The organism is Lachnospira rogosae (ex Hitch et al. 2025) (assembly GCF_040096455.1).
In the GTDB taxonomy this organism is placed as follows: domain Bacteria; phylum Bacillota; class Clostridia; order Lachnospirales; family Lachnospiraceae; genus Lachnospira; species Lachnospira rogosae.
In genome coordinates this window covers 182,186-198,066 of sequence record NZ_JBBMER010000007.1, presented here as the reverse complement: position 1 = coordinate 198,066, position 15,881 = coordinate 182,186, and the positions used below count along the sequence as shown (strand labels likewise).

Sequence of the window (15,881 nt, the reverse complement as noted above, 5' to 3'; positions counted from 1 at the left end):
TATACAAGTTCAGGACAATGGTTGTTAATGCTAATGAGCTTGGTGCTTCTGTGACTGTGGATAATGACAGAAGAATAACAAGAATGGGAAAGCTTTTAAGAAAGATAAGAGCTGATGAATTCCCACAGTTATTTAACATTCTTGCAGGAGATATGACACTTGTCGGCACAAGACCGGAAGTGCCTGAGTATGTAAAGCAGTATTCTAAAGAAATGTATGCAACACTGCTTTTGCCGGCTGGGCTTACATCAAGAACAAGCATAGCTTATAAAGATGAAGATAAAATATTAGGCAATGCCGCCAATCCGGATAAAGCGTATGTTGAGGAAGTACTTCCTGCGAAGATGAAGTATAATCTTGAGGCATTAAGAAAGTTTGGTTTTGCAGAGGATTGCAGGGTGCTTTGGGATACATTTGAATCTGTTGTTGGAAGCGAGAGGCTTTCAGTGACAAAGAGTAGAAGGAGATAATAAATGTCTGATATGCTTATTACTATGTGTGTTATTGCATATAACGAGGAACAGAATATTAATGGAATATTAGAATGTATTAAAAATCAGGATTATGACCATAACAATATGGAGGTTGTGCTTGTAGACGGAGCATCAACTGATAATACAAGAGCACTTATGTGTGAATTTGCACTTGATAATAAAGATGAATTCAGAAGGGTTGTAGTGCTTGACAATCCTAAAAAGACACTTCCATCAGGCTGGAACGTTGCATTGAGGGAATATAAGGGTGATGCGATAATAAAGGTAGATGCACACGCTGTAATTCCAGAGGATTTTGTCAGTAAGAATGTGAGGGTGCTTGAAACAGGCGAATATATATGTGGTGGACAAAGACCTAACATAATAGACAAGCCAACTCCATTTAAGGAGACACTTCTTCTTGCAGAGAGCAGTATGTTTGGTTCAAGCATTGCTTCATACAGGAATAATCCTGGAAAGACTTATGTTAAATCGTTATTTCACGCAGCATATAGAAGAGAAGTATTTGAAAAGGTTGGTTTCTTTAATGAGGAACTTGTGCGTACAGAAGATAATGAAATTCATTATAGAATGAGAAAAGCTGGATATAAGCTGTGCTTTGACCCTGATATAATATCATACCAGTATACAAGAAGCAGTCTTAAGGCAATGCTTAAGCAGAAGTATGCTAACGGCTACTGGATAGGAAAGACAAGCAAGGTATGTCCTAAGTGCCTTAGCATATATCATTTTGTGCCATTTGCATTTGTCAGTGCAATAATAGCTTCAGGTTCGGTTATTGGAGCGACAGGACTTGCAGAGTGCATTAAGAAAAGGCACAACCATACACTTGGAAAAGGTATTTCGGCATTAAGAAAAGTAACAGTAGTGCTTACAACTGTTATGTGGGTGCTCTATGCTTTAATGGCATCTGGTATGGCGGCAGTATCTGCATTTAAAGCTGAAGATAAAAGAAATATAACTAATGCCTGTCTTCCTGTATTATTCCTGCTTCTTCATTTAAGTTATGGAATAGGCACAATAGCAGGACTTATGGATAAATCAAAAAGAGGTTAATTATGGAAGAGACAAGGAAAGATAAGCTACAGTTAATAGTCAGACGCTTTTTTCTTATAATAACAGATATAATTCTTGTTAACGGCTGTGTATTTATATCGCTGGTAATGAGGTTTAACGTTGATCTGGCGGCGATAGAGTCACAATATATACAGAATTTTAAGAGTACCTGCGTACCATTTACACTTATAACACTGCTTATATTCTGGTGTTTCAGAATGTATCACAGTTTGTGGCAGTATGCGAGTATAGCCGAGCTTTATAAGATAGTTGAGGCTTGTATTGTATCGGAGGTGGCACACGTCTGTCTTACAACAGTTATGGGAACACCGCTTCCTAGAGCCTGTTATTTTATGTCAGTAGTATTTCTTATAGTTGCAATGTGTGCGAGCCGTTTTATGTACAGGCTTATAAGAACACTTTTACAGGAATACAGACATACATCAGAGCAGATTAAGATTATGATAATTGGTGCCGGTGAGGCTACCAATGTTCTTATGAGAGAGATTGCTAATTCAAGATACCTTGATAATTCCAAGGTTGTATGTATTATTGATGATGACCCTAAAAAGGTTGGAAAGTATATACGAGGCGTTAAGATTGTTGGAACAAGGGAGCGTATTAAGGAATATGCAAGATACTATGAGATAGATGAGATAATATTTGCTATTCCATCAGCATCGCAGGAAACTAAAAGACAGATACTTAATATCTGTAAAGAAACTAACTGTAATTTAAAGATTATACCTGGCGTGTATCAGATGATGGACGGCGAGATTAATGTTCAGGATATCAGAAATGTTGATGTGGACGATTTACTTGGAAGGGATCCTATCAATGTTGATGTGGAGTCAATTCTTGGATATGTATCGGGCAAGACTGTTCTTGTAACAGGCGGCGGTGGTTCAATTGGTTCTGAGCTTTGCAGGCAGTTAGTCAAGCATAACCCTAAGTGCCTTATTATATTTGATATATATGAGAACAGTGCCTATGATATACAGCAGGAATTAAAGATGAATTGTCCTTATGCCAATGTGGTGACGCTTATTGGTTCAATAAGAAATAACACAAGACTTGAGTGGATATTCTCACATTACAGACCGGATATTGTATATCACGCAGCGGCACATAAGCACGTTCCGCTTATGGAGGGAAGCCCTAATGAGGCAGTTAAGAATAATGTAGCCGGTACCTGGAATCTTGCAAGAATGGCAGACAAATATAATACCAAGAGATTTGTAATGATAAGTACAGATAAAGCCGTTAATCCGACTAATATAATGGGTGCGACAAAACGTATATGTGAGATGATAATTCAGTATTATAATGGAGTATCTAATACAGAATTCGTAGCCGTAAGATTTGGTAATGTACTTGGAAGCAATGGCTCTGTAATTCCTCTTTTTAAGAAGCAGATTGCAGCAGGGGGTCCGGTTACAGTTACACACCCTGATATAATAAGATATTTTATGACAATACCGGAGGCCGTGTCGCTTGTTATTCAGGCGGGTGCATACGCCAAGGGTGGTGAGATATTTATTCTTGATATGGGTGAGCCGGTAAAGATAGATGACCTTGCAAAGAATCTTATAAGACTATCAGGTTACACACTTGGTGTGGATATGGAGATTAAATATACTGGTTTAAGACCTGGTGAGAAGTTATATGAAGAACTTCTTATGGCAGAGGAAGGGCTTCAGGATACACAGAATAAGCTTATTCATATAGGCAAGCCTATTGAATTTGATAAAGACAATTTTGAGGACAAGCTAGAAGTCCTTAAGGAAACAGCTTACAAAGAAGATGCGATGGCAGTAAGACGGCTTGTAAAGGAATTCGTTCCAACTTATAAGCCTGACCATGTATCGGATAATGATATACAATAAGAAACTGCAAAAAGAGGTTACTATGAAATATATTATTGATGGAAGCTTTTTGTATGGACATATTAAAGGTGTCCAGAGGTACGCAAGACAAATAACAAAAGAACTTGATAAATATATGGCGGATAAGCCTTACGAGGTTGAGATAGCTGTGCCCGAGATTGATTCAGAAGGTACATCTGCGGAGATTAACAGCTATAAGACACACTATAATAACATTAAGATTGTTATATTGGCTGGAAAATCTGGAAGAATGTGGGAACAGTTCACGTTTCAGAGATATGTGGACAAGCAGAAGGCTAAGCCTGTATATTTATGTAATGAAGTATCACTGTTTATGAAAAATGGAATAGTTACGGTACACGACATAGCATTTAAGACACATAAGGAGTTCTTTAGAGAGCCGGGTGACTGGCATGAGATATTGTTCAGAAAGCTTATGTATCTTAAAGCCTTTAAGAGTGCTGATGCGATAATAACGGTCAGTGGGTTTTCCAGAAAAGAAATCATTGATAATTATAATACCCATGGTAAGGAAATAGTAGTTGCAGGCAATGGCTGGCAGCACTTTGATGTGAACAGCATAGACGAGAGTATATTTGACAAGTATGCTTCAAGAATAAAAAGACATAAATATTATCTGTATATGGCTTCATTAGCACCTAATAAGAATCTTAACTGGATTCTTAATAATGCGAAGCTTCACCCAGAAAGTACATATGTAATAGCAGGTGAAAGTCTTGGGGACAGGTCTGGAATAGAAAAGCTTGGCAATGTAGTGGCGATTGGTTATGCCAGGGATTCAGAGGCGAGAGCACTTATGAAATACTGCAAAGCATTTTTATTCCCATCAACCTATGAGGGCTTTGGAATACCACCTATGGAGGCACTCTGTATGGGAGCTGAGATTGTTCTTGGTGATATTCCGGTGCTGCACGAGATTTACAAAAATGCGGCTACATATGTCAACTGTCATAAGCCTGATGTGAATATAGATGAGCTGTTAGAAAAGAATAAGGTGAGTGACGAGGCAGTGCAGAATGTACTTTCAAATCATTCGTGGGACAGGTCAGCCCATATAATTGCAGGAATTATGGACAAATATGCAGAATAAGGATTAAAAAGATGAAGATAGCGGTTGATGCAAGAACGCTTGGCAGCAGACCAAGCGGAGTGGGAATGTATCTTAATGACTTTCTTAAGCAGCTTATGAAATATGAGGATCTGGAATTCGTTCTTATATCAGATGTTGCAGAGAGTGAATATATTAAGTCATTTATTAAAAATGGAATAAAAGTATATACAAAGGGAAAACAGGTGTATAAGAGTGCCGGAGTTTATGCTTATTTTGCATATGTGAAAAAGCAGCTTGATATTATTAAGCCTGATATATTCTGGGAAGTTAATACGATAATTCCGATTAACCTCGGCGGTAGCTTTAAAACTATGATTACAATACACGATATGTTTCCAATAGAATATGTTGAATATTTCGGGCAAGTATATAGTATGTATTTTAAGTACAATCTTAAAAAGACACTTAAGAATACAGATATGATTCTATATAATTCAGAACAGACCAAAAGGACAACGGAAGAAATTTTCCCGGAAGCTAAGAGCATAGCGAATGTTAATGCTTATATAATATCCAATCCTGTTAAAAAGCAATTGGATAATAAAGATGATGATTATTTTCTTTATGTTGGCAATATGGAGAAAAGAAAGGGCGTTGACCTTCTTATAAAAGGCTATTTGCAATATAAGAACCGGGGCGGAAAGAAGAAACTTATTCTTGGTGGAAAAATGCAGGAAGAAGAGATTAACCAGATTGTAAGGTCGGCAATGATGTTAGATGAAGATATAACTTATCTTGATTATGTGACCCACGATAAAAAGCACGAGCTGTATGCCTCAATGTCAGCTTTTGTGTTTCCGTCGAAGGCCGAGGGGTTTGGTATGCCGATTATTGAGGTTATGCGTTTTAAAAAGCCAATTATAGCAAGTAATCTTCCTATATTTGATGAGATTACAGACGGCAATATTAATACATTTAATATAAGATGTAATGAATATGAGCAGATAAACAATCTTGCAGATGAATTATTGTCATATAATACAGAGGTTGATACAGAAGCATATGCAAATGTAGTTAAAAGATATGCACCTGATAGACTTGGGAAAGTTGTGTATGATTTCATTACAAGTGATTAAATTATTTATATTGTATATAAATAATATTTGTAATAGTATTAATGCGCTGGATTATAACTAAATTGAAAGATAATAGAAGACATTAAGGAGAAAGTATGAAAGTATTAGTAACAGGAGTGTCAGGTCAGTTAGGTCATGACGTTATGAATGAACTCGATAAAAGAGGGTACACAGGAATAGGAAGTGATATAGCTGATAATTACAGTGGTATTCAGGATAATAGTGCTGTTACAACAATGGAATATGTCAAGATGGACATAACAGATGAGGCTGTTGTAGATGAGGTTATAAGCAGTGTATCACCAGATGTTATTATACACTGTGCGGCGTGGACGGCAGTAGATATGGCAGAAGATGATGACAAGGTTGAGAAGGTAAGAGCTGTCAATGCCAAAGGGACAGCTAATATTGCAAAGGCGGCTAAGAAGCTTGATTGTAAAATGGTATATATAAGCACAGATTATGTGTTTAATGGGCAGGGTGAGAAGCCTTGGGAGCCGGACTGCAAGGAATACAAGCCGCTTAATGTATATGGACAGACTAAGCTTGAGGGTGAGCTTGCGGTTGCTGATACACTTTCTAAATATTTTATAGTAAGAATAGCATGGGTATTCGGTGCTAATGGCAATAATTTTATAAAGACAATGATTAAGGTTGGAAAGAACCACGAGACTGTAAGAGTTGTTAATGACCAGATAGGAACACCAACATATACACTTGATCTGGCAGTATTATTAGTTGATATGATAGCTACAGAGAAATATGGATATTATCATGCAACTAATGAGGGTGGCTATATTTCGTGGTATGATTTTGCGTGTGAAATATACAGACAGGCTGGAATGGATATTAAGGTTATTCCGGTATCCACAGAAGAATATGGCCTTTCAAAGGCGGCAAGGCCATTTAATTCAAGATTAGATAAATCAAAGCTTAAAGAGGCAGGATTTACACCGCTTCCAACCTGGCAGAATGCTGTGGAAAGGTATATTAAATATTTAAAAGAACAGGAACAGGCTACAGGTAACGAATAGAAATGATTATAATGTCAGGGTCAGAACCCAACAACTTTAATGTTTCGTTATTGTGTATCCGTATTTACTAATTAAGAAGAAAGGTAAACGTATGAAGGAGAAGGCGGTTGGATTATGGAACAGGATTGCTACTAAAGAGAATAAGCAGATTGCGAAAAATGTTCTTTTGATTTTGCTTGTATCAAGACTATTTTATATATTTATTGGCTGTGTTACCAATTCAGCATTTGGCAATAATATTACATTTGCTAAGATGTTTCTTGGTGGCGATGCAGACTGGTATATTAAGATTGCTGAAAAAGGATATAGTCTTTCTGGAAGCATAAAGCCGGGAGATGGACAGGCTAACTGGGCATTCTTTCCTTTATTTCCAGTATCAATAAGATTGTTTAAATACATATTTTTCTTCCTTAATTATGCACAGGCAGGAATATTTCTCAGCTTAATATATGTGTATATAATGGGGATATTTCTTGTTAAGACAGTAAGGCTTTATAAGCCTGACAGATTAGGATATTTTGCAGTGGTTCTTGTATATATGGGACCATACTCATTCTATCTTCATTGTGTATATTCAGAAACATTATTTATGATGCTTATTGCAGTGTTCTTTTACTATCTAAAAAAAGAAAAGGGCAATATTAATAATTACTGGATTTCAGCAGCTGCGGCTATGCTTGCAAGCTGTACAAGAATAGTTGGTGTTATACTTGTATTCCCGCTCGTATTGCAGATGTACCTTGATTTATATGAGGGCAGGATAACATTTGGAAAGCTTGGCAGTTTTATAGTACATATGTTTAAAAATCCAGTTAAGATATTGCAGGTATTCTTATGTCCGGCAGGCATATTTGTTAACATGATGCATCTGTATTATGTGACAGGAGATGCGTGGGCGTTCAGAAATGTGCAGGCAGCATGGAGAGAAGATGGTGCTGGCTGGATAGGTAATATGATATGGGATTTCTTTAATAATATATATGCAGAAAGATACTGGATTCCGCTGGTTATGATACTGGCAATAATCGTGTATGTATATATGCTTAAATGTAGATATTATTCAGAAGTTCTATTTGCTGTCATAACACTTATAATTCCTTTTACGGGCGGAGTTATGTCAATGTGCAGATTTATAGCTGGAAGTTATGTTGTATACATTGGTTTATATGATTATTTTGCAGATAAGAAAGACTTAAAGTGGCTGGCGGTATTTCTTGCAGTAGTTATGGAAGCATTTCTTATATGGTTATGGTTTACAGCAGGTGTCAACGCATTTACGGCGTAGAAAAGGAGAGTTGGGATGAATAATAAGAAAAAATGTATTAATATAATTGCATATATTATTGTTGTGATTCTTGCAGTGTTCTATCTTGCAACGCTTGTGCTTGGCAGTAAGCTTGATGTATCAGATGAATATAAGCTTTACTATGTAGATGGTGAATTGTCTAAGTGGCCGGGTGAAAATGGTCTTGACTATTACTTTGGTAATACAGAGATATATGATATATCAAAGCTTGAAGAATATAAAAAGTTATTAGAAGAACAGAAGCTTTATGGCGATATTATAACAGATGATGAAGAAGAGGCTGATGAGGTTAATGAGGATAGTGTGGAGTCTAACAGAGATTCTGCCATTGATAAATATTTCCAAAAAATGTTAGCAGCAGAGAATAATTATGTATCAGAAGATGCTGATGATAATTCTACAGCTGATAAAGATGAGGATAAGACAATAGCTTCTGCATTGAACATTCCTTACAGATACACAAAGGGTTTCTATTCACTTCATACAGGGATATATACTAATAAAGGTAATGAGGCAGCACTTTATTACAGATTTGTAACAAGAGTTGAGAAAGACATTGTGCTTGAAGTGTATGGTGCAAGCTATAATACAGATACTAAAGTATATGCTAATGATGAATATATTGGAACTATAACTGCATATAATGAAACAGAGGGAGCGGTTAAGTACCATAAGAATGAATATGGTGACAGGGAAAGAGAAGATAAGGTGAATGATAACCTTAATACTTTAAAGATACCAGCAGATATTGTAGGAAATGATGGTATTGTAAAGATATCTTTCGTGCCAGAAGAAACTGTTAATATATATGATTACACATCAGCTATTAGCAATGATAATTTTAAGAAGTATAAGGGATTTCGTATTACTTCGGTTAATATGTTTTATTAATTAATAAATATTGTAAAAAACACTTGCCAAGATAAGATATATATGATAAAATGCAAAAAGTTTCCTGAGTTAGCAGACTGACTTAGGAATTATGGGTGGATTCCCGAGTGGCCAAAGGGGACAGACTGTAAATCTGCTGGCACTGCCTTCGAAGGTTCGAATCCTTCTCCGCCCATTCTACATAATACTGGCTTGCAGGCAGTAAAGTGCAACTTAGGCTGCACCAAGTTTGGATTATGTATTAAGATATACCAAAGAGCCGGTGTGGCGGAACTGGCAGACGCACAGGACTTAAAATCCTGCGGGACTTATACTCCCATACGGGTTCGATTCCCGTTGCCGGCATAGGACTTCCTACAAATGAGTAGGAAGTCTTTTTTGTGTAATAGGAATTCTTTATTACACAAAAGGCACTATGTGCCGATGATGCACACCCACAATAATCTGTAGTTAGACGCAGATGACCGTGCATGGTGTTGGAATGTGCTTTGCACATTTTTTGTATTAATAATCAATTTGTTGTTTAGAAATGAGGGTGCAATGGTAGAATTAGATGGAATGTTATCCATAGTAATGCCAGCATACAATGAGGAAAAATTAATATATCAAAGCATAATGAAGACACTTGATATAGTATCAGGCTTTGTCAGGGAAATTGAACTTATAGCTGTTAATGACGGAAGTAAGGATAATACCAAGGCGGAGATATTAAGAGCGGTAAGAAAAGACAAAAGAGTAAGGCTTGTCACTTCTGATAAGAACAGAGGTAAAGGTAATGCCATAATATCGGGCGTGTCGCAGGCTGAAGGAAAGTATATTGCATTTGTTGATGCAGATCTGGAACTTAATCCGGCACAGCTTGAGGGTTATCTTAAGAAAATGCTTGATGATAACGCAGATGTTGTTATCGGGTGTAAATTTCATAAGGGGTCAAAGCTTAAATATCCATTTAAAAGAAAAGTAATAAGCATGTGTTACTATATAATGCTTATAATATTATTTCATCTTAATGTAAAGGATACTCAGACAGGACTTAAGGTGTTTAAGGCAGAAGCTATTAAACCGGTAGGACACCTTATAAGAACGTCAGGCTTTGCATATGATATAGAGCTGCTTGTGGCGGTGCATAGAAGGGGCTTTAAAATAGCAGAAATGCCAGTTGAGGTTGTCTTTGTAAGAGATAAGGGTGCTAACAGAATTGGAATGAAAGACTGTGTAAGAGCATTCGCTGATACATGGGCAATATTTGGAAGAGTGTATTTTAAACATTATTATGATTAATAGTCAGTATAATATTACAATAAATAAATTCAGGCATTTATGTGTGAATTGGTGGACTTAAGAAAAGAGGAATACAGTTGAATAAGTTTAAAGAATTATTAGAAAAAGCAGGAGATTTGCAATTTATAAAAAAAGCAAAAGATTACATTGCACTTCATAAGATAGCGGCAGTAACAACGGCAACAACTGCTGCGGCAGGAGAGAATATAAAGAGTGGTCTGTAATGGTCAGACAGTGAAATTACAATTAAATAAACTATAAGTATGCTTTAGTGATTTCTGCATAAAATAATTCTGACAGATAAAATGTTACATTTTTTGGTGAATGGAGGAATTATGACAGGAAATATTAAAGTGAATTGGAAAAGGCTGATTTTAGCGATGGTGATAAGTATAGGAGCAGGAGTAATATCGTGGCTTCTTACAGGTAATTCAATGGAAATCTACAGAGATTTGAATAAACCTGTACTATCACCTCCTGGTCAGCTTTTTCCTATTGTATGGACAATTCTTTTTATACTTATGGGACTGGCATCTTATATTGTATGTGAGACAAGGGATGATGACAGAACAGAAGCACTGATATTATATGGAGTACAGCTTGTAATCAATATAGGCTGGTCAGTTATATTCTTCAACTTTGGTGCTTTCTGGCTGGCGTTTGTATGGCTTATGATATTGTGGATTTTAATAATATTTACAATATGGAGATTTTTTAATGTTAATACAGTGGCAGCGTGGCTTATGGTTCCATATCTTTTATGGGTAACCTTTGCAGCATATCTTAATATTGCGGTTGCGATTATGAACTAATCAGATGCTTTTGGTATTAGGTGTTAATTAATGTAGTCATTGCGTAATTTTAATGTAATAATTTCGCAATAAATTCAAAAATAGTTAACATATTGTTAACAATTTAAAGCTGTATAAGTGGTATAATTACAAAAATCTGCACAGTAGTAAGCATTAATGGAAAGAATTACCGGATTGTAAGAGTAGTGCAGATAATAGATGAAATATACAAAAAGTACAGTTTTACTGTATTTATTCGTTGGAAATGAGGAACGGAATGAAAAAGGCATGGCCACACATAAAATGTGTATTATTTATCGTTGTTCTGGCAGTGGTTATACTTGTGTGCGATTATCTGTTTGCTGAGAGCGGATATATACGTTTTGTGTTAAATGATGTGAACAGTTCAAATGAGAGCTACGACACAATAGTGCTTGGAGCTTCACATACAAGATGTAGTATAGATACAGAATATCTTGATAAATATATGAATGTTAATTCGTTTAATATGGGAATACCAGGAGAGACGGTTGATGATTTCTATTATGTATTGAAATCAGTTGTCGATTCAGGTAATAATGTTAAACAGGTAATTGTGGATGTAGACTATTACTATTGGATGAATGGGCAGTCCCAGAATCATTTTTCCAAGTCATTTATATACCAGCAGATGAAAGATACTTGGGTTAAGGCAGAATATCTGTGGAATAACAGGGCTGAACTTGATATAAGAAATGTATTTTCAAGAAGGCTGACCTGGAAATGCACGATAAAGAAGGCAAAGACTAATATTGCACTTAAAAAGACAAAAGAATATAAGAATTATGATATGTCAGCAGGACTTGATACAGATGGATATTTTGCAACCGCAGGTGGTCCATATCTTGGAAAAGGATTCTGCTACAGATATAGAATTAATGAAGTACCAGGTAATCCATCATATGTTAATACAATGAAAGGAAATGCTGCTAAAAGCCTTGATAAAACAGTTATATCACAGTTTGAGCGTTTTCTTGATTATTGTAATGATAATGATATAAAGGTTGTATGTGTGTCAACACCTATAACACCAGATGCATTTAAGGAAGCACAGGTGGACAGGGCGTCCGAAAAGCTTAAAGAATTATTTGATAGCTACAATATTAAATATTATGATTTTAATAAGACGCTTATGTCTGTGCTTCCAAGAGATGATTCGGGTTATGTGGATACAGAAGGACATATGTATGGAGAACTTGCTGTTAAATATTCAGATGTATTAGCAAAAGTACTTGCAGATGATGCAGAGGGAAATGTTAATGAGGAAGAATATTTCTACAAGTCATATGAAGATATGTATGAGACAATGAAAGACGATTATGAGGCGGCTACAGGACTTGAGTGGAAGTCTTATTAACTGCCATATATATTATATGAAAATACATAGGAATGGAGAAAGATATGTCATTTACGACTTTTGAGTTCTTTCTGTTTATAGCAGCGGCAGTTATTATATATTATGTGATACCTAAAAAGCTGCAATGGATATGGCTTCTTATAATAAGTTATGTATATTATGCTTCTTATGATATCTCGACAGTGTGGATGTTATTACTGACAACATATGTTACATACAGGGGCGGAATTCTTCTGGACAGATTGAATGAGCAGAAACCGCAGGACGGAATAAGCAGGGAAGAAAAGAAAGATTTCAAGAAAAATATTGTCCGTAAAAAGAAAAAAATAGTACTGGCTATGGTACTTATAGCGTTTGGAATGCTTGGGATTATGAAGTATACCAATTTTATGCTTGGAAATATAGATGCAGTTTTAAGACTTTTTGGGAGTGGAAAGCAGATAGGAGTTCTTAATCTGACACTGCCGCTTGGCATATCGTTTTATACATTCCAGTCAATAAGTTATGTTGTTGATGTATACAGAGGCAAGCATAAGGCTCAGGGCAATTTCTTTAAGCACGCATTATTTGTTTCATTTTTTCCGCAGCTTTTACAAGGACCGATTGGAAGATATGAAAGACTTGGAAGCCAGTTGTATGAAGGACACAGCTACAATTTAAAAGAATTGCAGTTTGGTGTCCAGAGAATACTATGGGGCTTTTTTAAGAAAATGGTACTTGCTGACAGGGTAAATGCGGCAGTCCTTCTCATATTCCATAATTACTGGAATTATGGCGGATGGTACAATGTGTTAGGAGTGCTTCTTTATAGCATACAGCTTTATGCAGATTTCTCCGGTGGAATTGATATTGTCATAGGAATTGCACAGATGTTTGGAATTACGATGGATGAGAATTTCAGACAGCCATATTTCTCACGCTCAATAAGTGAGTTCTGGAGAAGATGGCACATAACGCTTGGTACATGGATGAAGGACTACATATTCTATCCATTTTCTTTATCTAAGAGTATGGCTAAATTCGGCAAGTGGAGCAAGAAGAAATTTGGTAACAATGTTGGAAAGCTTCTTCCTGTAGGACTTGCTGACATTTTGGTGTTCTTTGTTGTAGGTGTATGGCATGGAGCAGCGTGGAAGTACATAATGTATGGTATATATAATGGCGTAATCGTTGCAGGAAGTGGAATGTTAGCACCTGTATATGCAAAGATACAGGAAAAGCTTCATATCAATCCTAAGAAATGGTGGTATCAGGGCTTCTGCATTATAAGGACATTTATTCTTGTCAATATAGGCTTTTATTTTGATATGGCAAATGATTTAAGAGCTGCTAATGCTATGTTGGTACAGACAGTTACAAAGGCACATATATCACAGCTTTCAATGGCGGCTGTTAAAGCTGTAGGGCTTACAAGTCAGGATTTGCTAATTGTTATAGCAGGCTGTATTATTATATTTGTTGTCAGTCTGTTAAAAGAAAAGGGGATTAACATAAGAGAAACAATAGCATCATATAATATTGTAATAAGATGGATTATATATATAGGATTTATAATGTTTATACTTATATATGGAAGTACAAGCACAACATCAGATTTTATATATGCTAATTTTTAATAATTACAGTAAATGAGTGGCGAAAATCAGGTTATAGCCGCTTATTTGCTGTTTTTTTGTTGTAGTGACAATTATTGTGGGAGGTGGTATAATAATATGTGAATGCCTAAGTGGAGCATTTTCACATTTATTCTGTTCATAACGGAGTAGATAGTGAAGGCACACATAAAGTGTTCTTATTTTAAGGTTTGGTACGTTAGTAAGAATATTATATCAGGAGATGAATATGAGTAATAAAGATGACGGGCTTTCACAGTTAGTACAGGATGTGATTGACGGAAAAGCTGAGAAAAAGGAACTATGCAATAAGATTTACAAAGAGGTATACGCTTTAGCATACCCTGTATATCAGAACGAAGAAAAGAGTATGACCCAGGCAAAGAAGGCACTTATTGAGATATGTAAGAGAATAGGTGATTTTAACCTTGAAAGAAATATTCATAAGCAGGTTGCAACAATTGCATCTGCGTTCTTCTTTACAAGTGTGGTAAGTGAGAATGCAGAAGAATTAAGGAATAATGCACCAACAGGAGAATATGAATATACTCATATTAAGGATGATGAAGAATTCGTTACATATATGAAGCAGAAGGCAATAGCCTTCAGAAGCCCTAAGTCATTTGACCAGCAGGAGGAGAGCTTTAGAAATTTATCAGAGATAGAAATGTCGCTTACAGAATTATACGCTTATGAGATGCTTTCTGTTGATGCGATTGAGAGCGTAACCGATGTTGACAGTTCTTATATAAGCGGCTGGTTAGCAGGCATAAGAAGTTATGTATTAGGTTATGAAACGGCTGGTAATGCCGATAATAATGATATGGCAGCAGTCGCTGATAATGATTACAATTCATTAGATGAAAGTGATTATTCTGATGAAGAGTATGATGACAGTGATTATGGTTATGATGAGAATAATAATAATGATGATTATAGAGAAAGAGAAGCTGTAAGTTCTGTATACAGAAAAACAGGAAAAAGATTAAAGGAAAATGCTGTTACATTATTCATTAAAAGACTTTTTCCAGCACTCACACTTCCGGCAAGAATGATGGTTTCATGGATTGCAGGTGGTGTAATAGTTATTATTCTTATTATTATTCTTGTTGTATCAGTTAAGGCTGGCAAGAGCAATAAGAAGAGTGCTTCTTATGAATACCAGAATATGCAGTATACAACAGAACAGGCTGCAACGAAGAATAATAAGAAGAATGAGGCGGCAACAGCTTCAACTGAGGCAGGCACAGAAGAACAGACTACACAGAAGCAGACTGAGAATGTAACACAAAGTACTACTGGCAGCAGTTCTAATAATACAACCAATAGGACAACAGCTAATACATCTGATGATGATAGCATCACAGGAAATACTAGTTCAGATAATAGTGGAAGCACAGACAATGATACCAATGGAAGTGGTGACACAGGAAGTACAGATAACGGAGCAAGCGGAAGCGGCACTACAGGCGGAAGCACAGATAACGGAACAAGTGGAAGTGGTGACACAGGAAGTACGGATAACGGAACAAGCGGAAGCGGTACTACAGGCGGAAGCACAGATAACGGAACAAGTGGAAGCGGTACTACAGGCGGAAGCACAGACAGCGGAACAAGCGGAAGCGGCACTACAGGCGGAAGCACAGACAGCGGAGCAAGCGGAAGCGGTACTACAGGCGGAAGCACAGACAGCGGAGCAAGTGGAAGCGGCACTACAGGCGGAAGCACAGACAGCGGAGCAAGCGGAAGCGGCACTACAGGCGGAAGCACAGACAGCGGAGCAAGCGGAAGCACTACTACAGGTGGAAGCACAGATAACGGAGCAAGTGGAAGCAGCACAGGAAGCGGCAGTTCAAGCAGTTCAGGTTCATCAGACACAGTTAAATCAGCAGCTTCTGGTGTATCAGCTAATTAAAATGATGGGC

General features: G+C 36.6%; 14 protein-coding genes and 2 tRNA genes. All 16 read left to right on the top strand.

Going from position 1 to position 15,881, the window contains the following annotated elements:
- Positions 1-470, top strand: a 470-nt coding sequence (locus WMO14_RS10535) for a sugar transferase (RefSeq protein ID WP_349153799.1), incomplete at its 5' end; no start/stop codon positions are given.
- Between the two features lie 3 nt (positions 471-473).
- Positions 474-1,550 carry a glycosyltransferase family 2 protein gene (locus WMO14_RS10530; RefSeq protein WP_022502366.1) on the top strand — a complete coding sequence of 359 codons (1,077 nt, stop codon included), beginning with the start codon at positions 474-476 and terminating at the stop codon, positions 1,548-1,550.
- A gap of 2 nt (positions 1,551-1,552) precedes the next feature.
- Entirely contained in the window at positions 1,553-3,436 is a 1,884-nt protein-coding gene (locus tag WMO14_RS10525; RefSeq protein ID WP_022502367.1) for a polysaccharide biosynthesis protein, read from the top strand.
- Positions 3,437-3,458: 22 nt separating this feature from the next.
- Positions 3,459-4,547, top strand: a complete 1,089-nt coding sequence (locus WMO14_RS10520) for a glycosyltransferase family 4 protein (protein WP_022502368.1) — start codon at positions 3,459-3,461, stop codon at positions 4,545-4,547.
- Between the two features lie 11 nt (positions 4,548-4,558).
- A complete protein-coding gene (locus tag WMO14_RS10515) occupies positions 4,559-5,644 on the top strand; it encodes a glycosyltransferase family 4 protein (RefSeq protein ID WP_349153798.1) in 1,086 nt (361 codons plus the stop codon).
- A 95-nt stretch (positions 5,645-5,739) separates the two neighbouring features.
- On the top strand, positions 5,740-6,678 hold the full coding sequence (rfbD, locus tag WMO14_RS10510) for a dTDP-4-dehydrorhamnose reductase (protein WP_055176861.1): 939 nt from the start codon (positions 5,740-5,742) through the stop codon (positions 6,676-6,678).
- A 91-nt stretch (positions 6,679-6,769) separates the two neighbouring features.
- Positions 6,770-7,963 carry a glycosyltransferase family protein gene (locus tag WMO14_RS10505; RefSeq protein WP_022502371.1) on the top strand — a complete coding sequence of 398 codons (1,194 nt, stop codon included), beginning with the start codon at positions 6,770-6,772 and terminating at the stop codon, positions 7,961-7,963.
- A gap of 15 nt (positions 7,964-7,978) precedes the next feature.
- Complete coding sequence (locus WMO14_RS10500) at positions 7,979-8,875, top strand: hypothetical protein (protein WP_022502372.1); 897 nt, start codon at positions 7,979-7,981, stop codon at positions 8,873-8,875.
- Positions 8,876-8,968: 93 nt separating this feature from the next.
- Positions 8,969-9,050 (top strand) — tRNA-Tyr (locus WMO14_RS10495).
- An 83-nt stretch (positions 9,051-9,133) separates the two neighbouring features.
- A tRNA-Leu gene (locus tag WMO14_RS10490) sits at positions 9,134-9,220 on the top strand.
- A gap of 195 nt (positions 9,221-9,415) precedes the next feature.
- Entirely contained in the window at positions 9,416-10,156 is a 741-nt protein-coding gene (locus WMO14_RS10485) for a glycosyltransferase family 2 protein (protein ID WP_349153797.1), read from the top strand.
- Between the two features lie 77 nt (positions 10,157-10,233).
- A complete protein-coding gene (locus WMO14_RS10480; protein ID WP_349153796.1) occupies positions 10,234-10,380 on the top strand; it encodes a hypothetical protein in 147 nt (48 codons plus the stop codon).
- A 111-nt stretch (positions 10,381-10,491) separates the two neighbouring features.
- Positions 10,492-10,968, top strand: a complete 477-nt coding sequence (locus tag WMO14_RS10475) for a TspO/MBR family protein (protein WP_022502374.1) — start codon at positions 10,492-10,494, stop codon at positions 10,966-10,968.
- Between the two features lie 256 nt (positions 10,969-11,224).
- Entirely contained in the window at positions 11,225-12,343 is a 1,119-nt protein-coding gene (locus WMO14_RS10470; protein ID WP_022502375.1) for a hypothetical protein, read from the top strand.
- Positions 12,344-12,387: 44 nt separating this feature from the next.
- A complete protein-coding gene (locus WMO14_RS10465; protein ID WP_055176871.1) occupies positions 12,388-13,959 on the top strand; it encodes an MBOAT family O-acyltransferase in 1,572 nt (523 codons plus the stop codon).
- 226 nt (positions 13,960-14,185) lie between these two features.
- Positions 14,186-15,871, top strand: coding sequence for a hypothetical protein (locus WMO14_RS10460; protein ID WP_349153795.1), 1,686 nt, complete (start codon positions 14,186-14,188; stop codon positions 15,869-15,871).
- The last annotated feature ends 10 nt before the right edge of the window (positions 15,872-15,881 follow it).